At 54.6% G+C, this 24637-nt stretch carries 24 protein-coding genes and 1 tRNA gene; 12 read left to right on the top strand and 13 right to left on the bottom strand.

Annotation, left to right across the window (positions count from 1 at the left end; genetic code table 11):
- Positions 1-225: 225 nt before the first annotated feature.
- The 7 genes from IAG03_RS03895 to IAG03_RS03865 all read right to left on the bottom strand — a co-directional run bounded on the left by IAG03_RS03895 (position 226) and on the right by IAG03_RS03865 (position 6833).
- Entirely contained in the window at positions 226-741 is a 516-nt protein-coding gene (locus tag IAG03_RS03895) for an N-acetyltransferase (RefSeq protein ID WP_249318503.1), read from the bottom strand.
- A 436-nt stretch (positions 742-1177) separates the two neighbouring features.
- Positions 1178-2215, bottom strand: a complete 1038-nt coding sequence (locus tag IAG03_RS03890) for a LacI family DNA-binding transcriptional regulator (protein WP_249318502.1) — start codon at positions 2213-2215, stop codon at positions 1178-1180.
- A 17-nt stretch (positions 2216-2232) separates the two neighbouring features.
- Positions 2233-3522, bottom strand: a complete 1290-nt coding sequence (locus IAG03_RS03885) for a nickel pincer cofactor-dependent isomerase, group 22 (protein ID WP_249318501.1) — start codon at positions 3520-3522, stop codon at positions 2233-2235.
- A 294-nt stretch (positions 3523-3816) separates the two neighbouring features.
- Positions 3817-4584, bottom strand: coding sequence for an ectoine/hydroxyectoine ABC transporter ATP-binding protein EhuA (gene ehuA, locus IAG03_RS03880; protein WP_249318500.1), 768 nt, complete (start codon positions 4582-4584; stop codon positions 3817-3819).
- Positions 4585-4587: 3 nt separating this feature from the next.
- A complete protein-coding gene (locus IAG03_RS03875; protein WP_249318571.1) occupies positions 4588-5223 on the bottom strand; it encodes an amino acid ABC transporter permease in 636 nt (211 codons plus the stop codon).
- A 149-nt stretch (positions 5224-5372) separates the two neighbouring features.
- The gene (locus tag IAG03_RS03870; protein ID WP_249318499.1) at positions 5373-6185 is read right to left on the bottom strand and encodes an amino acid ABC transporter substrate-binding protein; all 813 of its coding nucleotides are present in this window, start codon (positions 6183-6185) and stop codon (positions 5373-5375) included.
- Positions 6186-6347: 162 nt separating this feature from the next.
- Positions 6348-6833 (bottom strand): YbaK/EbsC family protein, encoded by a 486-nt coding sequence (locus IAG03_RS03865; protein WP_249318498.1) that lies wholly within the window; start codon positions 6831-6833, stop codon positions 6348-6350.
- A 156-nt stretch (positions 6834-6989) separates the two neighbouring features.
- Between IAG03_RS03865 and IAG03_RS03860 the strand changes: the two genes are divergently transcribed.
- The 8 genes from IAG03_RS03860 (at position 6990) to IAG03_RS03830 (ending at position 16377) form a co-directional block, all read left to right on the top strand.
- Positions 6990-8126, top strand: a complete 1137-nt coding sequence (locus IAG03_RS03860; protein ID WP_249318497.1) for a D-alanyl-D-alanine carboxypeptidase family protein — start codon at positions 6990-6992, stop codon at positions 8124-8126.
- Between the two features lie 263 nt (positions 8127-8389).
- A complete protein-coding gene (locus tag IAG03_RS03855; RefSeq protein WP_249318496.1) occupies positions 8390-9730 on the top strand; it encodes a glucose-6-phosphate isomerase in 1341 nt (446 codons plus the stop codon).
- A 96-nt stretch (positions 9731-9826) separates the two neighbouring features.
- Positions 9827-10243 (top strand): hypothetical protein, encoded by a 417-nt coding sequence (locus IAG03_RS03850; RefSeq protein ID WP_249318495.1) that lies wholly within the window; start codon positions 9827-9829, stop codon positions 10241-10243.
- A 670-nt stretch (positions 10244-10913) separates the two neighbouring features.
- Positions 10914-12341: an FAD-dependent oxidoreductase gene (locus tag IAG03_RS03845; RefSeq protein WP_249318494.1), complete on the top strand. Its 1428-nt coding sequence runs from the start codon at positions 10914-10916 to the stop codon at positions 12339-12341.
- 111 nt (positions 12342-12452) lie between these two features.
- On the top strand, positions 12453-13139 hold the full coding sequence (locus tag IAG03_RS03840) for an MgtC/SapB family protein (protein ID WP_249318493.1): 687 nt from the start codon (positions 12453-12455) through the stop codon (positions 13137-13139).
- 63 nt (positions 13140-13202) lie between these two features.
- Positions 13203-14084 (top strand): D-psicose 3-epimerase, encoded by an 882-nt coding sequence (locus IAG03_RS03835; protein WP_249318492.1) that lies wholly within the window; start codon positions 13203-13205, stop codon positions 14082-14084.
- Positions 14005-14262: a TnpV protein gene (locus IAG03_RS14505; protein ID WP_430472434.1), complete on the top strand. Its 258-nt coding sequence runs from the start codon at positions 14005-14007 to the stop codon at positions 14260-14262. The genes IAG03_RS03835 and IAG03_RS14505 overlap by 80 nt, the downstream gene beginning before the upstream one ends.
- Before the next feature lie 297 nt (positions 14263-14559).
- Entirely contained in the window at positions 14560-16377 is a 1818-nt protein-coding gene (locus tag IAG03_RS03830; protein WP_249318491.1) for an InlB B-repeat-containing protein, read from the top strand.
- Positions 16378-16781: 404 nt separating this feature from the next.
- Here IAG03_RS03830 and IAG03_RS03825 read toward each other — a convergent pair whose 3' ends face one another.
- Positions 16782-17780, bottom strand: a complete 999-nt coding sequence (locus IAG03_RS03825; RefSeq protein WP_249318490.1) for an ATP-binding protein — start codon at positions 17778-17780, stop codon at positions 16782-16784.
- 32 nt (positions 17781-17812) lie between these two features.
- A complete protein-coding gene (locus tag IAG03_RS03820; RefSeq protein ID WP_249318489.1) occupies positions 17813-18940 on the bottom strand; it encodes a DnaD domain protein in 1128 nt (375 codons plus the stop codon).
- A gap of 235 nt (positions 18941-19175) precedes the next feature.
- Here IAG03_RS03820 and IAG03_RS03815 point away from each other — a divergent pair, with 235 nt between their 5' ends.
- The 4 genes from IAG03_RS03815 (at position 19176) to IAG03_RS03800 (ending at position 22820) form a co-directional block, all read left to right on the top strand.
- Positions 19176-20186 (top strand): sugar-transfer associated ATP-grasp domain-containing protein, encoded by a 1011-nt coding sequence (locus tag IAG03_RS03815; RefSeq protein WP_249318488.1) that lies wholly within the window; start codon positions 19176-19178, stop codon positions 20184-20186.
- Positions 20187-20319: 133 nt separating this feature from the next.
- Entirely contained in the window at positions 20320-21630 is a 1311-nt protein-coding gene (gene ectB / locus IAG03_RS03810) for a diaminobutyrate--2-oxoglutarate transaminase (RefSeq protein ID WP_249318487.1), read from the top strand.
- A complete protein-coding gene (locus tag IAG03_RS03805; protein ID WP_249318486.1) occupies positions 21617-22636 on the top strand; it encodes a sugar-transfer associated ATP-grasp domain-containing protein in 1020 nt (339 codons plus the stop codon). The genes ectB and IAG03_RS03805 overlap by 14 nt, the downstream gene beginning before the upstream one ends.
- Before the next feature lie 108 nt (positions 22637-22744).
- Positions 22745-22820: transfer RNA gene (locus IAG03_RS03800), tRNA-Ala, on the top strand.
- Between the two features lie 180 nt (positions 22821-23000).
- Here the strand turns inward: IAG03_RS03800 and IAG03_RS14385 are convergent.
- From IAG03_RS14385 to IAG03_RS03785, 4 genes are read right to left on the bottom strand one after another with little or no spacing between them, the layout of a single operon-like run.
- The gene (locus IAG03_RS14385) at positions 23001-23273 is read right to left on the bottom strand and encodes a hypothetical protein (protein WP_346726098.1); all 273 of its coding nucleotides are present in this window, start codon (positions 23271-23273) and stop codon (positions 23001-23003) included.
- Positions 23274-23304: 31 nt separating this feature from the next.
- Positions 23305-23826, bottom strand: a complete 522-nt coding sequence (locus IAG03_RS14380; RefSeq protein ID WP_346726097.1) for a peptidoglycan recognition protein family protein — start codon at positions 23824-23826, stop codon at positions 23305-23307.
- A gap of 4 nt (positions 23827-23830) precedes the next feature.
- Positions 23831-24055 (bottom strand): hypothetical protein, encoded by a 225-nt coding sequence (locus IAG03_RS03790; RefSeq protein WP_249318485.1) that lies wholly within the window; start codon positions 24053-24055, stop codon positions 23831-23833.
- Position 24056: 1 nt separating this feature from the next.
- Entirely contained in the window at positions 24057-24314 is a 258-nt protein-coding gene (locus IAG03_RS03785) for a phage holin (protein WP_249318484.1), read from the bottom strand.
- Positions 24315-24637: the final 323 nt, after the last annotated feature.

Genomic DNA, 24637 nt, shown 5'->3' with positions numbered 1-24637 from the left:
AGACGGACAAAACACAGGTAGATAAGCCGAAACCAGGGCGCCAGGGAAGACAAACCCGAGACAGATGCGTCTCCGGGATAGCCAAAACGCAAAACAAACGGCTTCGGGACAGGCAAGTCGGCAAGCCCAACCCAAAAAAAATCCGCCCCGGTACCGCCCTCCGGTGAAACCATCCGGAGAAGCCGCCCGCGGTGTGCTTTGTCAGAAAAAAGAAACAGCCCGGGATCAGCCGGGCTGTACGGCGTCCGAGGGAAGCCGTTCGTATGCAATTCGCGGGGCACCATCTTCCAGATGAATGATGCCGCAGCGCTGAAACCCGTTTTTGCAGAGCAGATGCTGCATTACGCGGTTGTCCGCGTGGGTGTCGATTCGCAGATGGCCGATTTTCTTTTGGCAAAACGCGAGAATTTTCGGGAGTACGCCGTGTTCGGTGCCGTCGCTTGCGATCCGGTGCACCGCGCCGTACGGCGTGTCGGAACGCCAGCTGCCCTGCTCGATTGTTTGATAAGTGGGATCCGCGCCGATTGAGAACCAAAACGCGGCGCGGGGGATGCCGTCTCTTTTTAATACATAGAGCTGCCCTGCCGCGATATCGGCTGCGAGCAGCTTTTGCGGCGGATATCCGTTTTGCCACTGGGTCGGGTTTCCGGTCTGCGCCATAAAACGGCGCGCAGCGGCGTAAATTTCCAGAATTTTTGGCAGCTCTTCGGGGACTGCCGGTTCGATGCAGAAGGGTTCCATGAAATTGCTCCTCCTTTTGCGGCCCGGCGCGCGTCCGAGCCTGTTTTTTGCTTTACGGCGGCGGTTTGCAAAGGCTGCATGCGATGAAATGTACCCGCAAAACGGTGGGATAGCCCCTGCGGCGGAGCCTTTCGAAAGCGGTGTGCCTCATAAAGACCGCGCACTGCATCCTTCCGTTTCGAGCGGCGGCTTGGACGCTATTTTGGGCGTTCCGGCGGCAGCGTGCGGTCGCGCAGAAGCCGGAGCAGCAGCGCGTGCCGGATGGGTGCGCCTGCCCGTCTGTTCCGTCTATTTCGGCTGCGGTTTCGGCGGCGCGCAGGTTTCACGGACGACAAGCTGCGTCGTGAGCATCAGCTGTTCCGGCGGCAGCGTGCGGTCGCGCAGAAGCCGGAGCAGCAGCGCGTGCCGGATGGGTGCGCCTGCCCGTCTGTTCCGTCTATTTCGGCTGCGGTTTCGGCGGCGCGCAGGTTTCGCGGACGACAAGCTGCGTCGTGAGCATCAGCTGTTCCGGCGGCAGCGTGCGGTCGCGCAGAAGCCGGAGCAGCTGCGCGGATGCTCTGCGCGCCATGGTCGTTTTGGAGGACGTGACCGAGGTCAGCAGCACGGGAAAGGGATATTTCGACTGAATATTGTCAAATCCGACCACCGAAATCTCCTCCGGCACCCGGATGCCCTGCCTCTCCAGCGCGGTGATGGCCTCGAATGCAATCAGATCGCTGAAGGCAAGAATGGCGGTGGCCTTTTTTTGCAGGACGGCTTCCCCGATGCCGTCAACGCTGATGTTGCCGAGCGTCACGGGCGTTGTGGCAAGCAGATCGGGATCCGCAGGAACAGAAGCCTCCCGATGCGCGCGCAGATAGCCGTCGCGGCGTTCCCGGGCGCTGGAGATCGAAGCCGGGCCGTTTAAAAAGAGGATCCGCCGGTGGCCGAGCCGAAGCAGATGGCGCGCGGCGATATAGCCGCCGTGCTCGTCGTCGCAGACGACATAGCTGCAGTCTTCCTGCAAAAACCGGCGCCCGATCAGAACAAAGGGAATTCCGGTGCTCCGAAGGCAGGCGAGATTTTCCCGGCTGTTTTGCGTCGGGCAAATTAAAATGCCGTCCACATTCCGTTCCGCCGCCGTCAGGATGGCCTGCCGTTCGACATCGGACTTTTCGTCGGTGTTCATCACAAACGAGACATACCCTTCCCGCCGAAAATAGGTCTCAATTTCCTTGACCATGATGGAAAAATGCGGGTTGGAGAGGTCGCCGAGAATGATGGCAATCAGCTTGCTGACGCCGGAACGCAGAAACCGCGCGGAGGCGTTTCCGACGTATCCCATTTTTTTGGCCGTTTCCTTGATGGTTTCGCGCGTTGCAAGGGAGATGTCCTCGCGGTCCTTGAGCGCGTGCGAAACCGTATTGATGGAAAACCCGGTTGCGGCGGCAATGTCCTTGAGCGTGACTGGGCGTTTGGGTTGTTGCTTGTCCATAGTGTATTCCTAGCCTTTCAGGCAGATTCGTGCTGAAACCCGAGGAAATTCCCGTCGGGATCGAACTCCGCGTGCAGCGGCGTGTCCTCGAAGGTACAGGTATACCCCTCGGTGATCGGCGCCCGGCGAAGCGATTCCGAAACATAGAATTCGCCGAGATGGAGCGTGTCCCGGATCCACGCAACCCGCGGGAAATCCGGACCTTTGCGGGTGCAGGTCTTGATGCAGGCCTGCAGACAGAGCTTGTCGGAAGCGAGTACCGCCGGAATGGTGACGCCTTCCGGTGTGACATTCGTGATAAAATTCGGATAGGTTTCCTCAAAGCTGATTTTATCGAACAGCCGGCGCGTGACCATGTCGGCCAGCGCGATGCCGTAAAAATTGGAGCCGGTCTTTTTGGAGAGATCGCGCACCGCGATTCGCTGGATGCCGGGACGCCTTCCACGTTCAAAGAAGTCGCGGCCGATCACATTGGTGTCCATGCCGTCGCCGCTGATTTCCTTGCCCATCTGGTCGACCATCACGATGTCGATCTCATCATAGGGGAAAGAGGGCATCAGGCTTTTGGCGAGTTTCAGCAGCTCCGGCTCTTCTTCTTCAATGTGTTCGCTCGGAATGGCCGCAATCTGATAGGTATCGTGCACGCCGTTTTCGAGAATGCCGATACCGAACGGAATATTGCAGTTCTTTAGCGAAACCCGCGCAAACTCCGGCACATAGCGGGCAAGTGCGCGCATGCCGAACGCGTGGCACAGATCGGCGCCGTGCTGTTTGCCGAGTCCGATGGTGATCATCTTCATGATGCCGCTCTCCACAGAGCCGTGGAACTGCGTGTGCGCTTTGATGCGCCCGACCGGCACAATCAAGTCGCAGGAAACCGCAAAGGCGTCCATGTGGACAGAAAGCCCCTCCGGCGTTTTGCCGACTTCGACCGTGTCCATAGAGGAGTGAATGGGGCAGCCGATGCTCGCTTCGGTGATGCCGTAGTGCGTGAGAATGGCGCGCTGATTTTCGGCGAGCGCGCCGCCGTGGCTTCCCATGGCCGGCACGAGAACCGGGTTTGCGCCGACACGCCGGAATTCCTCCGCCAGCGTGCGCAGGATCGGGACGGCGTTTGCAATTTCCCGGCTGGATCCGGTAAAGCAGACGGTCGCGCCCGGAAAGATCCGGTCGAGCGTCCCCGGACGCGTCAGCGCGCTGCGTACCGCGGCAGGAACATCTGTAAGGTGCGTCGCGCACAGATGATTTTGAATTCGGTAGAATTTTGGAATCTCAATTTCATGCAGAAGCGAAAAAATCATACTCATCAGGCAGGATCCTTTCTATAAATTGTTCTATCAAAATAAAAAACCAGACCAAAATGACGCACAGCAAACGGCGAAGGTGTGTTTGTGCGGAGGCTGCGCAGAACGCCCCCTATAAAAGCGAGCCGTGAGCGAAGCGCGCCGTGCGGCTGCCTTTTGTGCGGCAGAGCCGGCGCACAATAGAGACGCAAAAGCGCCAAACGGGCAGCACGCCCGTTTTTTTCATGCGGGTATGCTGTCCGGCGGCGCGTTTTTCAGGATAAAATGTGTGCAGGAACCGGTGCGTTCCAAGTTTTCTCAGATTTTTAGTGTCATATTCAAAAATGCCTGCAGCCGGTCGCTCTTCGGATGACCGAAAATTTCGTCGGGCGTGCCCTCTTCCAGAAGCTTGCCTTCATTCATAAAGAGGACGCGGTCGGCAACCTCGCGCGCAAAGCCCATCTCGTGCGTGACGACGAGCATGGTGGTTTCCGCCTGTGCGAGGGAACGCATGACATTGAGCACCTCGCTCGTGATTTCCGGATCGAGCGCGCTGGTCGGTTCGTCGAACAGCATGATGGCAGGATCCATCGCAAGTCCGCGCGCGATGGCGATCCGCTGTTTTTGTCCGCCGGAAAGCTGCGCGGGATAGGCATCCGCCTTTTCGGAGAGCCCGACCATCTGCAGAAGCTCTCTGGCGCGCGCTTCGGCCTGCGCCTTCGGAATGCCTTTGACCTTGACGGGCGCATAGGAGATGTTGCGCAGACAGGTCATGTGCGGAAAAAGGTTAAAATGCTGAAACACCATGCCGGTGTTTTGGCAGATTCGGCGGATCTCCTTGTCGGAGGGGTACTGCGCCGCACCGGAAGCGCCGGTATGCGCCATGACTTCGCCGTTGACAATGATTTCCCCGCTGGTGATCTTTTCAAGATGGTTGACACAGCGCAGGAGCGTGCTCTTGCCGGAGCCGGACGGCCCGATGATGGCAACCGTTTCGCCTTTTGAGACCGAAAGGCTGACATCGTCGACCGCGCGCAGGGAGCCGAACTGTTTGAGAATGTGTTTCATCTGCAATACAGGTTCCATCGCTTAGACTCCTTTCTGCTCGTGGCGCGAAAAGCGTTTTTCCAGATAGCGCGAGAGCATGGTCAGAAGGAATGTAAAAACAAGGTAGATGATGGCCGCGATGGCATAGGCGGTCACGTTGACGTCGCGGTTCACAGCGCCCTTTGCCGCTTTCATCAGTTCGGCAACGCTGATAACTGAAACCAGCGCGGTATCTTTAATCAGCGTGATGGCCTCGTTGGACACCGGCGGCAGAACCCGTTTGATCGTCTGCGGGATGATGATGCCGAACATGGTGCGCTGCGGGCCGATACCGAGCGACTTTGCCGCCTCGTACTGGCCTTTGTCGATGCTTTCAATGCCGGCGCGGTAGATTTCCGCAAAATAGGCGGCGTAATTCAAAACAAAGGTCACAACCGCTGTGGTGAATTCGTCGAGCGTAATATTGAGGGTAATCGGGAGGAAGAAATAGAAGAAAAAGAGCTGAAGCATCAGCGGCGTGCCGCGGAAAATCCAGATATAGCCCTTGCAAAGCCAGCGTACCGGGAAAAACCGGCTGTTGCTGCCGAGCGCAAAGGGCAGACCGAGCGGAATGGAGAGCAGCAGCGTCCATACGAACAGTCTGACGGTTACGAGCGCACCCTGCAAGAGAGAAGGCATCAAAAGCCCGACGTAGGAGAGGGTATCCGCCGCCTGTGTGAAAAATTCCTGCATACATTCACCTGTTTTCTAAAGCGTTAAGAGTGTCCGAAAGGGAGCGCAAACCCGCTGCGCTCCCTTTTGCTGTTCTGTTCTTTGCCAGGACCTGCTTATTCGTAATCTTCGAGGATGACGATATCCTTGCCGAACCATTTGTCGCTGATCTCCGCAGCCTTGCCGTTTTCGATCAGTGCGCCGATGGCATCGCTGATTTTATCGGCAACGCCGGTGTCGTCCTTACGGCAGCCGATCGCGTAAAAGTCGTTGCCGAAATCGAAATTGCAGACGGTCATTTTTCCGTCCATCTTGGAGTTTTTGTACTCGCCGAGAACCTGGTCGACGACCATGCAGTCCATCCGGCCGCTCTGCATATCGAGGATGCATTCGTCATAGGTCGGATATTCCGAGATGTTGGCAGAGAAGCTGTCAAAGGCTTCGTTTGCCTGCATGGCTTCGAGCGCTGCGCTGTCGGCCTGCGTCGCAATTTTGAGATTCTGCAGATCTTCGACGGAATCGACCTTGACGTTCGGATCCATCGTCATGATGACGATCTTGTTGTTGAGATACTTTTTCGTCAGCGCCATGGTCTTCTGGCGTTCTTCTGTGGCGGACATGCCGTTCCAGATGCAGTCGATTTTTTTCGAGGAGAGCTCCATCTCTTTGGCGTCCCAGTCGATCGATTTGAATTCCACTTCCACGCCGAGCTGTTCGCCGACCGCGGTTGCGAGGTCGATGTCAAAGCCGACAAGGTTGTTGTTTTCGTCGCGGAAGCCCATCGGTGCGAAGGTATCGTCCAGGCCGATCACCAGAACGCCCTTCTTTTCGATATAATCCCAGCCGCCGGATTTTTCTGTGCCGCCGCAGCCGGTCAGAACGGCGCTGAGCATCAAAACTGCGAGAAGCAATGCAAAAAGTTTCTTCATGGTTGGTTCCTCCAGTTGATAATTTAATGTATTAGCGTGCTAAACTGTGACTATAATAGCATAACAAAGCACGCTTGTCAATGCCGGGCGGAAACTTTTTGCGGATTCCGGGCGAATTCTAAAAAGGAACCAAAGAAACCGGTGAAACTGCGCGAAATTTGGTCAGGCTTCTGTCTGCCAGCCCTTGCAGACGTCGACCCAGCCGCGCGCGTTTGCAGCAGCGTACAGCTCGTCGCAGGTCATCTCCACAGCGGAGTTTGCGCTTCCTGCCGCGGGGAATACCGAAGAAAACCGGAGAAGCGAACGGTCAAGGTAGGTTTCTGTGTGCGGGTCCGGAATCGCAAAGGGGCACACGCCGCCGACAGCGTGCCCGGTACAGGCGATGACCTCCTCCGGGGTGAGCATTTTTGCCTTGCAGGAAAACTGCTGCTTGAATTTTGCGTTGTCAATTTTAGCGTCTCCTGCCGCAACCAGTAAGATGCCGTGCCCGTCCTTATGGGCAAAGGAAAGCGTTTTGGCGATTCGCGCAGGAATGACCTGCAAAGCCTGTGCTGCAAGCTCTACGGTTGCGCTGGAAACCGGAAATTCCTGCACGTCGTCCTCTTTTCCGAATGCGCGCAGATAGGCTTTTACGGATGCTACGGACATGGGATTCACTTCCTTTTATCATGTAACAAGAGATCCGGGCGTTTTTGCCGCCTCATGATTCCTATTATATGGCCTGCGGTACGGCGATGCAAGTGTGCATGTCATGCTTTTTGTCCGCATAGACATGAAAACAGGATAGAATCTTGGAGGTGCGGTATGCGTAAACGGATAATAGCGGTTCTTTTGGCGGCAGTGTTGTGCTTTTTGTGGCCGGCGCCCGGCGTAAAGGCGATTGCAGATGAGGAGCTCAGCGCGCCGTCTGCCATTTTGATGGAGGCTGAGACGGGGAGCATCCTGTATGAGAAGGCTTCGCACGAAGTGCGGCCCTGTGCCTCCATCACGAAGGTCATGACGCTGCTGCTGACCATGGAGGCCATCGACAGCGGGAAAATTGCGCTGACCGATGAGGTCGCGGCCAGCGCGCACGCAGCCTCGATGGGCGGGTCGGATATCTGGCTCAAGGAAGGCGAAGTGATGAGCGTCGACGACCTGATCAAGGCGACCGTTGTGATGAGCGCGAATGATGCCGCCGTGGTGCTGGCGGAGCACGTGGCGGGCACAGAGGATGAATTTGTCGGCATGATGAACGCGCGCGCGAAGGAACTCGGTATGGCGGATACGGTGTTCAAAAACTGCAACGGCCTGGACGAGGAGGGCCACCTGACGAGCGCGCACGACGTTGCCGTCATGTCGCGGGAGCTGATCCGGCACGAGAAAATTTTCGACTATACGACGATTTGGATCGACGAGGTTCGCGGTGGACAGACGCAGCTGGTCAATACGAATAAGCTGATCAAAACATATCCGGGCATCACGGGTCTGAAAACCGGTACGACCAGCGCGGCGGGCAGCTGCATCAGCGCGACGGCCGAGCGCGGCGGCCTGAAGCTGATCGCGGTGGTTCTCGGCTGCCCGAGCACCAAGGACCGCTTTGCCGACGCGGCGGCGCTTTTGGATTACGGGTTTGCGGGCTGGACGGTCACAGAGCCGGAAACGCCGGAGCTGGTGCCGGTTCCGGTAAAAAACGGCATGCAGACAGAGGTTGAAATCGAAGCGGAAGCGGCTTTGCCGATGCTGGTGAAAAAGGGAAGCGAAAGCGAAGTGACCTGCGAGGTGTCGATCAGCGAATTGCTGGAAGCGCCGGTCGAGATGGGGCAGGAGGCCGGTGTTCTGACCTATACCCTGGACGGAGAAGTCTTGCAGATTCGGAAGGTTTTGACAAAAGCGGCGGTGGAAAAGATCACCCTTCCGTCGGCATTGACAGTACTTTTGGAGGAACTGCTTCGATTTTAAAGAAATTTGTAAATTTCTGAAAGCCTGCCTTGCAAAACAACCGCACCTATTGTAAAATAAATACAAGACAACTTATGGAGCTGGAAAAAATCCCCCATATTTTGTGTTCTATTCTGTGTCCGTCCGGAATTTTTCCGCCGAAACGGACAAATCTAAAAGAAAAAGGGAGGGTGCCGGTTTTCGTTTTGGGGCCGTTTTTAGAAAGAAAGCCGCAAGGCTTTCCAAAAAACAAGGACTGCAAAACCCGGAATACCGGAAACACAATGTCTCTGAATTTTCAAACACGCTATGCAGATGGATTTATCCGCGAAAACGAGTACAGCGCAATTGCGCACCAGGTCAGAGCGGCGCATCAGGTGCTGCACGAAGGAACCGGCGAAGGCCACGATTTCCTCGGCTGGCTGGATCTTCCGGTCGCGTATGACAAGGAAGAATTTGCGCGGATCCAGGCTGCGGCCAAAAAAATCCAGTCGGATTCCGACGTCTTTATCGTCATCGGAATCGGCGGATCGTATCTTGGCGCACGCGCTGCGATTGAGTATCTGCACTCAAACAACTACAACGCCCTGCGCAAGGGCACGCCGGAGATCTATTTCGCCGGCAACAGCATCAGCGGCGACGCGCTTGCAGAATTGATTGAAATCTGCAAGGGCAAAAACGTCTCGATCAACATGATCTCCAAATCCGGCACCACGACGGAACCCGCGATTGCGTTCCGGGTATTCCGCAAGCTCCTCGAAGAAAAATACGGCAAAGAAGAAGCCCGCGGCCGGATCTACTGCACAACCGACAAGGCGCGCGGAACGCTCAAGCAGCTTGCAGACCGCGAGGGCTATGAGACCTTTGTCGTTCCGGACGACGTCGGCGGCCGGTATTCGGTGCTTTCGGCGGTTGGACTGCTTCCGATTGCCGTTTCCGGCGCAGATATTTCGGCTCTCATGCAGGGTGCGACCAATGCCCGCGCGGAATATACGAGCGACGATCTGACCCAAAACCCCTGCTATCAGTACGCGGCGGCGCGGAACATCCTGTATCGCAAGGGCAAAACAACAGAAATTCTCGTCAGCTATGAGCCGCGCTTTGCGCTGATGTGCGAGTGGTGGAAGCAGCTCTTCGGCGAGAGCGAAGGCAAGGACGGCAAGGGCGTCTATCCGGCGTCCGTTATCTTCTCGACGGACCTGCACTCGATGGGTCAGTTTATTCAGGACGGCACCCGCAACCTCTTTGAGACGGTTGTCCTGATCGACCGCCCGCAGCGCGAAGTCGTGATTGAAAACGATCCGGAGAACGTGGACGGCCTGAACTTCCTTACCGGCAAAACCATGTCCTATGTCAACGAAAAAGCCTATGAGGGCACGGTCCTGGCGCACAACGACGGCGGCGTTCCGAACCTCGTGCTGCATGCACCGGATTTTTCGGAGGATTCCCTCGGCCGGATGATCTATTTCTTTGAAAAGGCCTGCGCGATTTCGGGATATCTGATGGGCGTCAACCCGTTCAATCAGCCCGGCGTGGAGAGCTACAAAAAGAACATGTTCGCGCTGCTCGGCAAACCCGGCTATGAGGATGCAAAGAATGCGCTGGAAGCGCGCCTGCAAAAGTAATCTGCCGGTCATTCGGCACGGACAAATCCAAAACAAAGATCAAGAATCCCCGCGCGGCTTTGCGCGGAGAAATAAAAAGGCGGAAGGTGTTTATCTATGGTAAATTTACTGATCGGCACAAAAGGGACAGGAAAAACAAAGCGGTTAATTGCACAGGCCAACGAAGCGATCGAGAGCTCGAAAGGATATGTCGCAGTTGTTGCGCGGGGAATGGAGCTCCGTTATGATATCAACCACAGAGCGCGTCTGATCGATGTCAAAGAATACGGCATCCAGGGCGTCGATATGCTCTTTGGTTTCCTCAGCGGAATCTGCGCCGGCAACTATGACGTCACGGACATTTTCGTAGACACGACGCTGAAAATCATCGGCGATGACATTGAGACGCTTGCGGCGTTTGTCGAGAAGCTGTCCACGATGTCGACGCACACCGGCACGAACGTGACGCTTTCAGTGTCGCTCGAGTCCGATAAGCTGCCGGAGAGCGTAAAATCCATCGTCAAATTTGCGTAAGGAAATCTGTCTGCTGTGTTTTTAAAAATCGAAGCGCATCCTGCTCTTGCGGCTGGGTGCGCTTTTTGCTGCTCAAATTTCTGCGGCACGTGTGCGCCTGCAGGCTGCCGCATGCCCTTCACCGTATAAATTCGGAGGGCACGGTTCGCGCAGACCTGCAATTTGGCTTGAAAGCCGCCGTTTGTCTCGGAGAATCAACCGCATGCATTCGGCGGACGCGGTGCAGCGCGATTGTGAAGGCCGATCTGCAATCCGGCGGACAACAAGACTGGATGGGCTGACGGAGTCTGTGTCTCCGGTGGGTCGATGCCGGCGCGGATGCGCTTCCGGTTTTGGAAAGCCGGCTAAGGGGCTAATTTTGGGCGGCGCGTGTTTGCATGTGCGCGTGTTGGAAAAAGACCCGCCGAATGCTCATGTTTGCATCGAAAAAGGCGGCTGCGCCCGGTGGCCTGCGCGGTTTCGTGTATTTTGCAGAGCCGGTTTTGCAGCGTCCGCTTGCACGCCGACCGAATTTTTGACGCTTCAAACAGACAGACTGCCTTGGTAATGCTGTGTTTGGGCCAAAAGGCCTTCTGCTCTATACATCGAATCCATTCCCGCTTCTGCATATTTTTCCGGATCGGATCCATCCTAATAAAATCAAAACGCAAAGGGAAAGGGAAGCGAGCAGATGGAATCCATTTGGTATGAAACCGGCGCCTTGCCGGAACACGATCGGCTCAATCAGGATCTCAAAACAGAAGTTGCCGTGATCGGCGGCGGGATGGCCGGCGTTTTGACCGCCTATTTTTTAAAAAAAGGCGGGGCAAAGGTCGTTTTGCTGGAAGGCGCGCGCATCGGATGCGGCGCGACCGGAAAGACGACCGCCAAAATGACCGCACAGCACGGTCTGACGTATGCGGAACTGATCCGAAAACTCGGCGAGCCTGCCGCACAGGAATACGCAAGCGCCATGGCTGGGGCAGTCGCCGCCTATTGGTCGGTAGCGAAAGCGGAAGAAATTGCCTGTGATTTGCAAAAGGCGCCGGCCTTTCTCTACGCCAGGCGTACCGCGGCGCCGCTGGAAGAAGAAGCGCATGCGGCGGCGCTCTGCGGAATTTCCGCAAAGCTGACCGATCGGACAGAACTGCCGTTTGCCGTAAAGGGCGCGCTCTGTTTTCCGGAAAGCGCCGTGCTGCACCCGCTCAAATTTTTGGGCGGCCTTGCAAAAGAGCTGCATCTTTACGAACACACACGCGCCATGGACGTGCGCGATCATGCGGTAATTACCGATCACGGCGTTGTCGAAGCAGAAAAAATTGTCATAGCGACGCATTTTCCGTTTTTAAACCGCCCCGGGTACTATTTCATGCGGATGCACCAGGAGCGCTCCTATGTGCTGGCGCTTCGCGGCGCGCCGAAGCTGCTCGGGACGTATTACGGCATCGAGGAGGACGGCTACTCGTTTCGCAGCGCGGGGGAAACACTGCTTTTGGGCGGCGGCGGACACCGCACCGGCGAAACCCACGGCGGAAAATATGACGACCTGCGCGCGGTTGCAAAGACGCTGTTTCCGGAGAGCCGGGAGGTAGCGGCCTGGTCGGCGCAGGACTGCGCAACGCTGGACGGCTTGCCCTATGTCGGGCGATACTCCGCCAGCACGCCGGATCTGTACGTTGCGGCCGGGTTCCGAAAATGGGGGATGACCGGCTCAATGGCCGCCGCGCAGAGCCTTTCGGAGGAAATTTTGCATGGAAAAGCGCGGTATCCACTCTTTTCGCCGCAGCGGTTCCATTTTTCCGCTTCTGCGAAAGCGCTGATGGACGAAAGTTTGCAGTCTGTAAAAGGCCTGACCGCAGAGTGGTTCACCCTGCCTGCAGAGGCCGCCGAGGCGGTTCCCCGCGGACAGGGTCAGCTTGTTGAGTTCCGCGGCCAGAAAATCGGCGTCTACAAGGACGAAACCGGCACGGTGCACGTCGTGCCGACGCGCTGTGCGCATCTGGGATGCCAGCTTGAATGGAATCCGGACGAGCACAGCTGGGACTGCCCGTGTCACGGGTCGCGCTTCGACATCGACGGCAGGCTGCTCGATGGCCCGGCGCTGCACCATCTGGCGTAGGCATCTGCAGGGAGAAACGCGGAAAACCAGTTGAACTTTTGCGTAAATTTCTATATAATATAATGAAACATGCCGTCCCGGATTGCTTCCGGGCGTGCAGGAGGGATCTTTATGCAAAAACTCGAAGTACTGCGGGAGCTCAACTGGATTTCCGTTCCGGTCAGAATTCTGCTGGCGCTCCTGATCGGGGGACTGCTCGGCATCGAACGCGGCCGCAAAAACCGTCCGGCCGGGTTTCGGACCTATATGCTCGTCAGCCTTGGCGCCGCCATCGTGATGATGACGAACCAATACGTTTTTCAGACCGAAGGCGGATCGGATCCGGTTCGGATGGGCGCGCAGGTCGTCAGCGGGATCGGCTTTCTCGGCGCGGGAAGTATTCTCGTGACCGGCAAAAATCAGGTCAAGGGCATCACAACTGCCGCCGGGCTTTGGACAGCCGGATGCTGCGGCCTGGCGGTTGGAATCGGCTTTTATGAGGGCGCCTTGGCCGGCGGTGCGGCGATTTATCTTGTCATGGCCGTTTTACAGCGCCTGGATAACAAAATTCACAGCCGCTCGAAGTGGATCGACCTCTATGCCGAATTTCAGGCAGGCGTGGCGTTTTCCACCTTCTTCGACTACGCGCGCGAACATGGATTTTCGCTGACGGAAATTCAGATCATGAAAGACGGCTTCACCGAGGACAGCGGGCTTTGCGTGCTCTGTACGGCAAAGAGCGAGGTTCCGCGCAGCCATATGGAAATGATGCAGCTGCTCGGCAGTGCGCCGGGCGTCCACCGTTTGGAAGAAGTATAGAAACGATCTTGCAAAGCATGTGCCTGTTATGCTACAATCAGGACAAAAGGAGGCGAATACAGCGTGAAATTTGGAATTTATTTTGCTTATTGGGAAAAAGAATGGAACGCCGACTATGAACACTATATTCGAAAAGCGGCGGATCTCGGATTTGATGTCATGGAGCTCAGCTGTGCACCGATGGAGCACTACACGGACGCTTACATGGCGCGTCTGCGCGATACGGCGGCGCATTACGGCGTTCGTCTGACGGCGGGCTATGGGCCGACACCGCAGCGGAATCTGTCTTCGTCGGATCCTGCGGTTGCCAAAGCGGCCAAGGCCTATTTTATCGATTTGATGCAGCGTCTGCAGAAAATGGGCATCGACTCCATTGGAGGCGGGCTCAATTCCTATTGGCCGGTCGATTACAGTAAACCGGTCGACAAGGCCCGTGACTGGGCAATCGGCGTTGAGAATGTCCGGGAAGTCGCAAAGGTCGCGGCGGATTGCGGCGTCGATTTCTGCATTGAATGCCTCAACCGGTTTGAGGGCTACCTGACCAATACGGCAGCCGAAGGCGTCCGCTTCTGTGAGGAGGTCGGCCTTCCGAACGTCAAGCTGCTGCTGGATACCTTCCATATGAACATCGAGGAGGATTCGTTCTATTCCGCCATCGTGACAGCGGGAAGCCGCCTTGGCCGTCTGCACACCGGAGAAGCAAACCGCCGGGTGCCGGGCAAGGGCAGAATGCCGTGGTTTGAAATCGGCAATGCGCTGCATGCAATCGGGTTTGACGGCGATGTTGTGATGGAGCCGTTTGTGCAGCAGGGCGGCACGATCGGCAGCGCGATTAAGGTCTGGCGCGATCTTTCCGAGGGCGCCGATGCCGAGGTGCTCGATCGGGACGCCAAGGACGCGCTTGCCTTCTCCAGAATGGTGCTCGGCCGGCAGCACGCGGTTTGACCGGCTTTGCCGGTTTCTGAAAAGCCGCCGCAGGGCGTGCTGCACCAATCTGATAACCAGCGGTAAGCGGAACGGTTATCTTGCCGGCATCGGCCAGCAGGCGAAGGACTTGTTTTTTCGGCTGGAAAAACAGATGGCAGAAGCTGAAGGGATTACCGAAAAGATGAAAAAACAGTGAACCGATGTTGTGGGCGGGTAAAATAAGCTGCATCCGAAACAGGGCTTCCGAAATTGTCAATTTAGAGAGTATCTATGGCGGGTATATCGTGTTTCTCCGTAAAAAATGTGAGGAACAAGGAGAATTACCAAAAGAGTCAATTGACACTTTGGGAAACAAGCTGAATCATACCTCTTTATATGGTATAATTGACATGCCTAAATATGCTAGGGCGTTTATCAGCGAGATAAACTGCATTTAAAGCATTTAAAAAAGAGCGTTGATTGCGGGCATAGGCCGCAGAAAGGAGCAAGCCCAATGAAACCCAGCCCCATAAAAACCAAACTGCTGACAGCACTGCTGACGCTGTGCATGGTGCTGACGCTGATGCCGATGACGGCGTTTGCGGAATCTGGAACGTATGCTGTTAAATTTTATCCTGGAGATTATGGAACCATGACTAAAAACGACCAGATTCCGTTTGTGTATTATGGCATTGACGATGATGTTAACAAGCCCTACTACTACAAGCTGAATGTATCCGAGACAGAGACGCTCAGCTTTGCCAGCAGCATCATCGATGTTTTGCTTCCAAATTCAGGCTATGAGTTCGCCTACTGGACAGCCGATGCTACCGTCTACCAGGTCGGCAGTGATACTGCCATTCCTGCTGGCACCGCTCTTTCCTCTGATCAACTACAGAACAAAGTTACCGTGAAAAGTGACGTGACGTTCACGGCCCATTTTAAGCAGATCTCTGAATATCCTGACGATTCAGTAATCCCATCTGCCGCTGTTCAGAATGTGAACTTCAACTATCAGCCGGGCGATACCCCGCAGGCAACAGCCGAGGTGCCAAACTTCGATGCCGATAAATACGAAATTGCTTATGAATGCTGGCAGCAGTTTGAAAACAACCAACCCGTTGCCGCTTGGTATTCTGATAACGGCGCACACGGTTCGCTGCCGGCCATCACGCAGTTTGAAAGCGGCAAGAGCTATGTATATTCTCTTATGCTGGAGCCGAAAGACGGATATTCCTTTAGCAGTGAAACCGTCATTACCGTGAACGGACAAAAAGTATCAGCACCTTTCGTCGGCGGTTCTATGTATATCCCCGCTATTAAAACGATCACGATGCCTACCTTGACCGTCATTGATGTGGTAGAGATCGACGGTGTCACCGTCAGCTTCAAGGATGGCGATAAGCCCGTGTTCACCGGCAAGGTGCCCGAGGGCGCAAACTACGCATACCGGTGCGAGTGGTGGGAGCTGGACAGCAAGACCGGCGCGATGTCTACGGACTTCGGGAATTTTTATAATAACAAAATCACCGCTTTTGAAGCAGGAAAGACCTATCATTACGGTGTATATGTGACGACTATTTATGGCGACCGCTATGTATTCGGCCCCGACACCAAGCTGAAGATCAACGGCGAATTTGTAAATTACACGCGCTACGAAGGCGATGAGAGCGACGGTTCCGACGGCACCATGTGGGTTCTTACCGACCTGACGATGACCCCAGAGACAGGCGGTACGACGCCTTCCGAAAAGTACACCGTTACCTATACAGACGGTGTTGACAATGAAGAAATCTTCAAGGATCAGACCTATACCGTAGAATCTGGCAAGGCAACTCCTGCGTTCAGCGGTACGCCTGCCCGTGATGGCTATAAATTCATCGGCTGGTCTCCCGCAGTTGCCGATACTGTGACCGGAAATGTAACTTACACCGCACAGTGGGAGAAGCTGACGCCTTCCGAGAAGTACACCGTTACCTATACAGACGGTGTTGACAATGAAGAAATCTTCAAGGATCAGACCTATACCGTAGAATCCGGCAAGGCGACGCCTGCGTTCAGCGGTACGCCGACCCGTAAGGGCTATACCTTTGCCGGATGGAAGCCTGCGGTTGCAGCCACAGTGACAGGCAACGCCACCTATGAGGCGACTTGGAAGTCCGACTCTGCGACGGCAACACCGGGCGATACCAAGCCGAACACAGGCGAAACGACCAGCCCGAAAACCGGCGACACCGGCAATCTGATCCTCTGGATCACGCTGTTGTTTGTCAGCGGCGGCGCAGCCATCGGTACAATGGTTGTCAGCAGAAAGAGAAAGTACAACAGATAACAAAACGGTTTAACGGATGCGGCGGCTATCAGAAACGGTAGCCGCCGAAAAAGAGATTGCGGCGCCGCCGTCCCATAGCAGCATCTGCCTGCAATGTGGAAAAGGCAAACATTCAAGGGTTCTGAAATACAGAGCCGGTACACAGCACATCAAATCGGCGGGAGAAAATCTCTCGCCGATAGCTTTGATGAAACTATGTACCGGCTCTGTTTGTCGTTCTAGATACCTTCAAAAATCTTGCAGAGGGGTTAAAAAACAGCCTCTCCCATTGGCTCCGAAAAGGAACGTGCTGCACGCGCTTTTCCGCGCAATTTTCAGAAAGTCAGCCTCAGGTTTGGCTCCGGAAGTTTGCACGGCGCTTTCTTTCATTCATTGCCGCGGCATGCCGGTGCGGAGAGCTTTCCTTAGCTATAGGAGCGGCCGACTTTCCTCCGGCGTTTTTCCTGCCGGATATCCTGTCCGATAAACGCCAGGAAAAGATACGCGCCGATAATCCGGGAGACAAACCGTTCGGTGTAGCGTTCCTGCAGCTCCGGGGTCGAAAGATTCGTGTTGATGATGGTGGGCTTTTGTGAGAGCAGGCGGGTGTTGATGATATTGTAGATGGCGGCGCTGATATAGCTGGTCGAGAACTCGGTTCCGAGATCGTCGAGAATCAGAAGATCGCAGGAAAGCAGATGCTGCATGGTCTCGCTGCCGCCGCTGCCAAAGCGCTCTTTATCGAGATTGATGGCAAGATTCTGTGCGGAACCGTAAACCACGCCGAAGCCCTTGTCGATGACCGCGCGGGCAATTGCGAGGGAGAGGTGCGTTTTGCCGAGTCCGGTGCCGCCTTGCATCAGAAGGCTGGGGGATTCCTCCGAAAAATCGCGGGCGTAGTCCTTGCAGATCTGCAAATTATGTTCCATCTGCTTGCGCGCGGAGGGCTTTCCGTCCGCGGTGGGCGTGTCCGGGTAAAAATCGAGGGAAAAATTTTCGAAAGAAGAGAGCGTCAGCGGCGTCAGTGCATTGAGTTCCCGGTACGCCTCCTCCCGCAGCAGGCGCTTGAGGCAGCCGCACATTTTTCCGTCGAGAAACCCGGTGTCTTTACAGAGCTTGCAGTGGTAATCCGGCTGCAGGTAGGTTTCCGGCAGCCCTTCTTTCCGCAAAAGAGCGGCGCGCTCTTTTTGCAGGGCGAGATTGCGGTCGCGCTGCGCCTTCATCTTTTCGACGGCGTCGGCCCCCTGCAGGATGGCTTTTGCGGCCTTTGCCGCAGTCGAGGCGATTTCCCGCTCAAGCGCCCCTGCACGCGGCTCCATTGCATAAAAGGCAGCTGCACGCTCTTTGGCCTGCAATTCTGCCGAGACCCTGCGTTCCCGCAGAATTTTCAAAACGCGGTCATATAATTCCTTACTGTATCCCATGGCGTTGTGATCCTTCCCGTTCGTTTCGCTTGTTATTTCGGCAGCGAAGTCAGATCCATCTGCTCAAGTGCATCGAGATCATAGGTCACGGCGCGCGGCTGCGCCTTTTTCCGGTTGCGGTCCCGAACGGCCTGCTGCTCTGCCTGTGCGGCCTCCAGGGTGGAAATTCCCTTGAGATGCCAGCCTTCCAGGATCTTATTCATATAGCTGAGCTTCATCTTGCCGGTTGCATCGATGCAGCGGTTGTAGGCTTCGCGGATGAGCGCATCCGAAAATTTCCAGTCGGTAATCCAGGCGGAAGCAAACTGCTCTTCCCGGCGGCTGGGGCTGCGCCGGTCAATTCCCAGAAGCGTCTGCAACCGCCGCCAGGCCAGCGCCGTTTCATCCAGGCGGCGCAGTTTCTGCTCTGCGCGCTCGTGCGAGTTGATCCCCTCGTCTGCCCAGCTTTTACCGACCGATTCGATGTAGCTTGTGTTATCGCGGCCGCGGCTTTTGGCGTATTGCAAAAGCATCAGAATGACGTCTGCCGGCAGACCGTAATCGTCAAAGAGCATGAGCAGCCCGGAAGAAAGCCCCGGAGAAAGCGCGCGTCCCAGGATGACCTGCGCTTCCTGCATGAGGCAGGAAAGCTCTTCCGATTCCGAAACCCGCTTGGCAAGAAACAGCCCGTCCGGCTTCGGAATTCTGCGCGGCGCCGGAAAAGCGGCGTTCGGCGCAGCTGCCGGAGACGCTGCCGAAGCGGCCGCCGGAGCAGAAAAATTGGGCGCAGACGCGGCGGCAGTTTGGGCAGCATCGCCCGCTGGAGCCTGTCTGGCCGGCGGGTTGGCTGCCGGTTCCGAAAGCGAAGCCGGCGTATGCGCATCCGCTGTGCTTTTTTGCGGTGCAGGCGCAGCGGCGCTTGGTGCATCGTCGTCTTGTGCAGCGGTTTCGCTGAGCAGACCCGTGATCGTCCAGTACTGCATCGCGTCGCGGACGTCGGCAGCGCTGGCGCCGACCGCCTCGGCAATCATCTCCGGTGTAAAGCGTTCCCCCGCATGGCGCAGCACCCAGAGCAGCACCTTAAGCTGCAAAGCGCCGGCAAGGCGGATATGTTGGTCAACAAGGCTGCTCGGAACGGCAAAAACCGCATTCCAGGCGCCGTGATTTACAGAATATTCCATGATCCATTGTCCCTCGATTTCTTTCTGTATCGGGCCGGTACCGAAAGGCTCCGGCGCCAAAGAACAGATTAATTTATTATAGCATATTGGAGATACTGAGAAAAGAGGGATTCCGGCCTTTTGCGCGAATTTCCGCAAATTCGCGTTTTTCGGCACGGATTTTGGGAATATGGTTGACAAGCCCGCATTGCAGAATGATAATAGAACAGGGAATTTGAGTAGGAGTGGAATGAATATGCACAAAATACAGCAGGTACGGTACTATCTTTCGCGCCTGAAGGATGTTGATTTTCAAAATATGCGGCGGATTGCAAAGAAAGTTGCCCAAAAGACCCGGCGTCCGGGTTTGGCGGTGCTCTTGGATATCATCCTGTGCAGCCTGCGGTATCAGTCCGGATATATGGATTACTATGAATTCGAGTTTTACCTTCTGAATGCCAAGGAGCGCGCAACCTATTTGACAAGCGGCATCAACAATTCGATTGTGACGCGTTACTGCGACAAATCTGCGTGGGAAAGCCTGGAGGATAAAGCGGCCTTTAACCGGATGTTTTCCCGGTTTTTAAAGCGGGAATGGCTGGATTTGCGGGAATGCGGGGAAGAGGCATTCCGCGCCTTTGCAGCGCGCCACCCGGTTTTGATCGTCAAGCCGGTCTGCGGCTGCGGCGGCCGCGGTGTCGAGCGGATCGATACCGAAAAAGAGCCGGATTTGTCGGCGCTCTTTCACCGGCTGCGCAGAAACGGACAGGTCCTGGTGGAAGAAGTGCTCATCCAGCACCCGGAGATGGATAAACTCTATGCCGGCGCGGTCAATACGCTGCGGATGATCACCTTTTTGCAGGAGAATGGAGAGCCGGTGGTGCTCAAACGGGTCTTAAAGGTCGGCAACGGCGGCGTGACCGATAATTTTTCTTCCGGCGGCATGTATACGTTCTGCGCGCCGGACGGCACGGTGCTTGCGCCTGCCATAGACGAAGAGGGGCATGTGTTTGAAAAGCACCCGGCAAGCGGAGTGCCCTTTTCCGGATTCCGGGTTCCGCTGATGCAAGAAGCGGACGCGCTGGTCTGCGAAGCGGCGCGTCTGGTGCCCAAGCTGCGGTATGTCGGTTGGGACGTTGCGGTGCTGCCGGACGGCTGCGCGCTGATTGAGGGAAACTGGTTTTGCGGAATCTTTCAGATGAAACCGAGCCTTTCCGGGGAAAAGACCGGGGACCTTCCGCTGTACCGGCAATATATGGATCTCTGATATTTTTTAGAAAGATTTAAGAATTTGCCGGGACGCCTCTTCTTGACAAACCGAAGGGAAAACCGCATAATAAGAACGATCTGATTATGGTGGGGAACGCTTTGCCCTCCAGAATAAAAAGGAGAATCGTTTCGTGGAAACTATTTTTGAACAATACGAATCCGAGGTGCGGTCTTACTGCCGGCACTATCCTGTTGTTTTTGAATATGCAAAAGGCGAGTTTTTGCGCGATGAATCCGGCCGGTCCTATCTTGACTTTTTCTGCGGCGCCGGCGCGGTCAACTACGGACACAACAATCCGTATATTAAAGAAAAGCTGATCCGGTATCTTACTGAGGACAGAATTCTCCATTCGCTCGATATGTACACGACGGCAAAGCGGGAATTCATTGCCTATTTCGAGGACAAAATTCTCCACCCGCGCGGACTGCATTACAAGCTGCAGTTCCCGGCGCCGACCGGAACCAACGCGGTGGAGGCTGCGCTGAAGCTTGCGCGCAAGGCAACGGGACGTTCGGGTATTTTCGCCTTTACAGGCGCATTTCACGGCATGACGCTCGGCGCGCTTTCGCTGACAACAGACGCGGAATCCCGTGCGGCCGCCGGCGTTGCCCTGACGGATGTCACACATATTCCCGCGCCGTACCAGTTCCCGGAGCTCGATACCATTGCATATCTCGAAACCATCCTGACGGACGACCATTCCGGCGTCGCAAAACCGGCGGCGATCATTCTGGAAACCGTACAGGCGGACGGCGGGGTCTATCCGTTTGACGCAGAGTGGCTCAGACAGCTCCGCGCGCTGTGCGACCGCCATAGAATTCTGCTGATCGTCGACGATATCCAGGTCGGTTCTGCGCGGACAGGCTGGTTCTTCTCGTTTGAACGTGCGGGCATTGTGCCGGATATTGTCACGCTTTCGAAATCGATCGGCGGCTACGGCCTGCCGTTTGCGGTTGTGATGCTCAAGCCGGAACTCGATGTCTGGAAGCCGGGCGAGCACACGGGCACCTTCCGCGGCAACCAGCTTGCATTTGTTGCGGCAAAGGCCGGACTGGAATTTATGCTGGAAAACCACATCGAAGAAGAGACCCGGCGCAAAGGCGAAATTGTCCGGAAATTCCTCAAGGAAGAAATCGAGCCGCTCGATTCCCGTTTAAAGACGCGCGGAATCGGCCTGATTTGGGGAATCGACTTTAACGGCATGCCGGATCCTTCCATCAGCGCCAAGGTCGTTTCAACGTGCTTCCAAAACGGCCTGATTGCCGAACGCGCCGGACGCGGAAATAATGTGCTGAAAATTATGCCGCCGCTTGTGATCGAGGACGAATATCTCTATGAGGGGCTGGGCATTCTCAGGCGCTCTCTCGAGACGGTTCTTGCAGAGCAGCCGGCAGCGTCCGAAAATCAACAGATTGAGGCGGAGAAACATGAGCAGAGTTAAATATTTCTTTCAGATGCTGACCGGTGCGCGTTTCCGGAAGATGGCCGACGTCATCAACCGTGTGCATGACCGGTGCGGCAAAAACAAGGTTTTTCTGTTTTTTGATATCCTCAACTGTGCAGTCCGGTACGGTGCGGGGTATTATGATTACATCATTTTCGGATTTTATGATATGAACGCGAAACAGCGGAAAACCTATGTGACGCGGACAATCAACAAAAAAATCATTATGATGCTCAACGACCAGGCGTATTCGTATATCTTTGACGAGAAAAATGTCTTTAACAAGCGCTTTCGCGCCTATCTGCGCCGCGATTTTCTCGATCTTGGCGAGGCGGATGCGGCAGCCTTCTGCACCTTTATGGACGGCAAAGAGTCGATTATTGCAAAGCCCAATGTCGCAGAGAGCGGCAAGGGCATTGAAAAGCTCGACCGCGCATCGTTTAAGGACCTTTCCGAGATGTACGCATATGTGAAAAATCCGGAAAAGAACTTCGGCGTGCTGGAAGAGCTGATCGTCCAGCATCCCGACATGGCAAAGCTCTATCCGCTTGCGGTCAACACCATGCGGATTGTGACGCTGGTTGCGCCGGACGGCATAGCGCACTGCGCCTATGCGGTGTGCAAGATGGGAAATGAGGGCAAGTTCGTCGACAACATGGAAAACAGCGGCCTTGCCTGTCCGATCGATCAGGAAACCGGAAAAATCTGCGGTGTTGCGCATACCTCGAAGCTGATCAATTACGATACGCACCCGTATACCGGGATCCCGCTGATCGGATATCAGCTGCCTTACGTCAAGGAAGCCATCGAGATGTGCAAGCGCGCGGCGCTGGAAGTGCCGCAGATCAAATATGTCGGCTGGGATGTCTGCATTATGCCGGACGGCCCGGCAATCATCGAAGGCAATGATTTTCCGGGTTATGATTTCTATCAGCTTCCGGAGCACACGCCGGATAAAATCGGCCTCTTGCCGTATTACCGGTCTCTGCTGCCGAATCTTTGAGTTTGCGCTTTTGCAGTCAAGTTTTTGCGGAAAAACGGAAATTTCCTCTTGCCAAACGCAGGAAAATGTGCTATGATAATTGAGCCGTCAAAATGGCGGCTCCGATTCGGGGCATTAGCTCAGCTGGGAGAGCGCTACACTGGCAGTGTAGAGGTCAGCGGTTCGATCCCGCTATGCTCCACCATTGGACGCATATCCGAACCCTATATTGTATGGGGGACGGTTTTCGTCCAAACCAAAAGACACTCTTTGTAATAAAGAGTGTCTTTTTTATGTGGTAATTACGGAGACCACCCATTATAGGTGATCTCCGTTTTTTAAACCTTTTTCGTGTACTTCAAGCAAATCCATCCGGCACCAGATTTTAGTTTACCCCAATTACCTTTAGTGTGGCATACACGCCCCGATCTGTAATCATTCCGACCTTTTTGCAGAGGGTTCCTGCGCCTTTACGAATGTTTAAAGCATCAACCGTCACGCGCACTGTGTAGCTTTTAGGTTTTACAATAGGATAAACGGCTTTTCCGAATTCATCGAAAACGAAATAACCTTTATGTTGATTCGCTGCCTTTTTAGTCTTTTTTAAATCAGTATATGTACCAATTTGAAATTTTGTATCTTTCCAGCTTTTCCGCACACGGTATACCGGCTTTTATTTAAGCGCTTGTTTACCTCTGCTGCAATTGCTGCAATTTCCGGATGCTTTTATAATACAGATACTCGCCGGGGCAGGATTTATTAGCATAATCGCGATGTACAGTCATATTGCATCCTTTTCGATGGTTTACCCGATCCGATTTATATTTCGACCATACAAGCTTTTTAATCCCATTCCGTTTACAAATATCTGTTACCAAATTAAGCAGCGCGGCATATGCTTTTGCTGTTACTGCATACGGATAGCTCGTGTCACTTGCGACCTCGATGGTAATTGCTCGATTGTCGTTTGACGAAGACGAACTGCACCATGACCTGTCTTTTTCTTCCACAAACATTCCGATTTTCCCATCATATCCGATGCCATAATTAGACGATGCTTCTATAGAAGAATTTGAGAAAACATTCCCGAGCACTTCAATAGAACACTGACCAACGACACAATGAATCGTAATGGTATCGATTTTGTGATTTCTCGGACTATTTTTGTTTGGAGAAATTTTGGTGAACGATATCAATTTGCTATTACTCATATGATTATCTCCTTTCTAAATCTTCGATTCGATGATTGATGACTTTAATTTGCTCCTCTACAACGGGGACTCGCTTTGCAAAATGATTGTGTTCCCGCACCTCGCGGGTCAATTCTTCAATTTTGACCTCTGTCACCTTCTGGCTGGTTTTAATCCCGGAAAACACCCCGATTGCAGACCCGATGAGCGCCAGACCGCCTGTAATCAGCGCTACAAGAATATCATTCATCTCACTTCTCTCCGTTCGGTTCGTCATATGTAAGTGCTCTTGTACTATCGGTTACACCACTGGTAGTCGGGTCGATAATTACTCCAAGCAGAACAAGCAGATTCACGACCATCATTAAAATGTTTGTGAGTGCATCTTGCGAAACCGGTACGGAGATTCCAGCCATGCCTAAAATTTGATATACGATGGTTAAGACTGCGCCCATAAAAGTTACAAACCAAGTCTTATTACGAAATCGCATTTTCCAGTTGATTTTCATGATGATTTCTCCTTTATAATATCGTCGGAAATGACCTACCACTTATCATCGAGCCGCTGACGGCTCTTTGCTTCCTCGCGCCCCTCCACGCAGTCGTCTAAAATCAGCACGTTCGTTGCTTCTGACAAGCCCACCTGTCGAGCGTCAATGGAACGGCATATAATGGTAGGGAAGCGGGATTTTTTTCAGGTTAATGATTTTTGTATCAGCGTTGGTCTGTACCAATGGCGAATCCGGAAATACGTCATAGAACAAGTATCAGTTTCCCAATTACGACATAGGGAAAAAGGTCATTATACGCCCCCCGAATCATCGCGTCGCCG

This window comes from Yeguia hominis, assembly GCF_014384705.1.
Taxonomy (GTDB): domain Bacteria; phylum Bacillota; class Clostridia; order Oscillospirales; family Acutalibacteraceae; genus Yeguia; species Yeguia hominis.
This window is presented reverse-complemented; position numbering and strand designations above follow the sequence as displayed.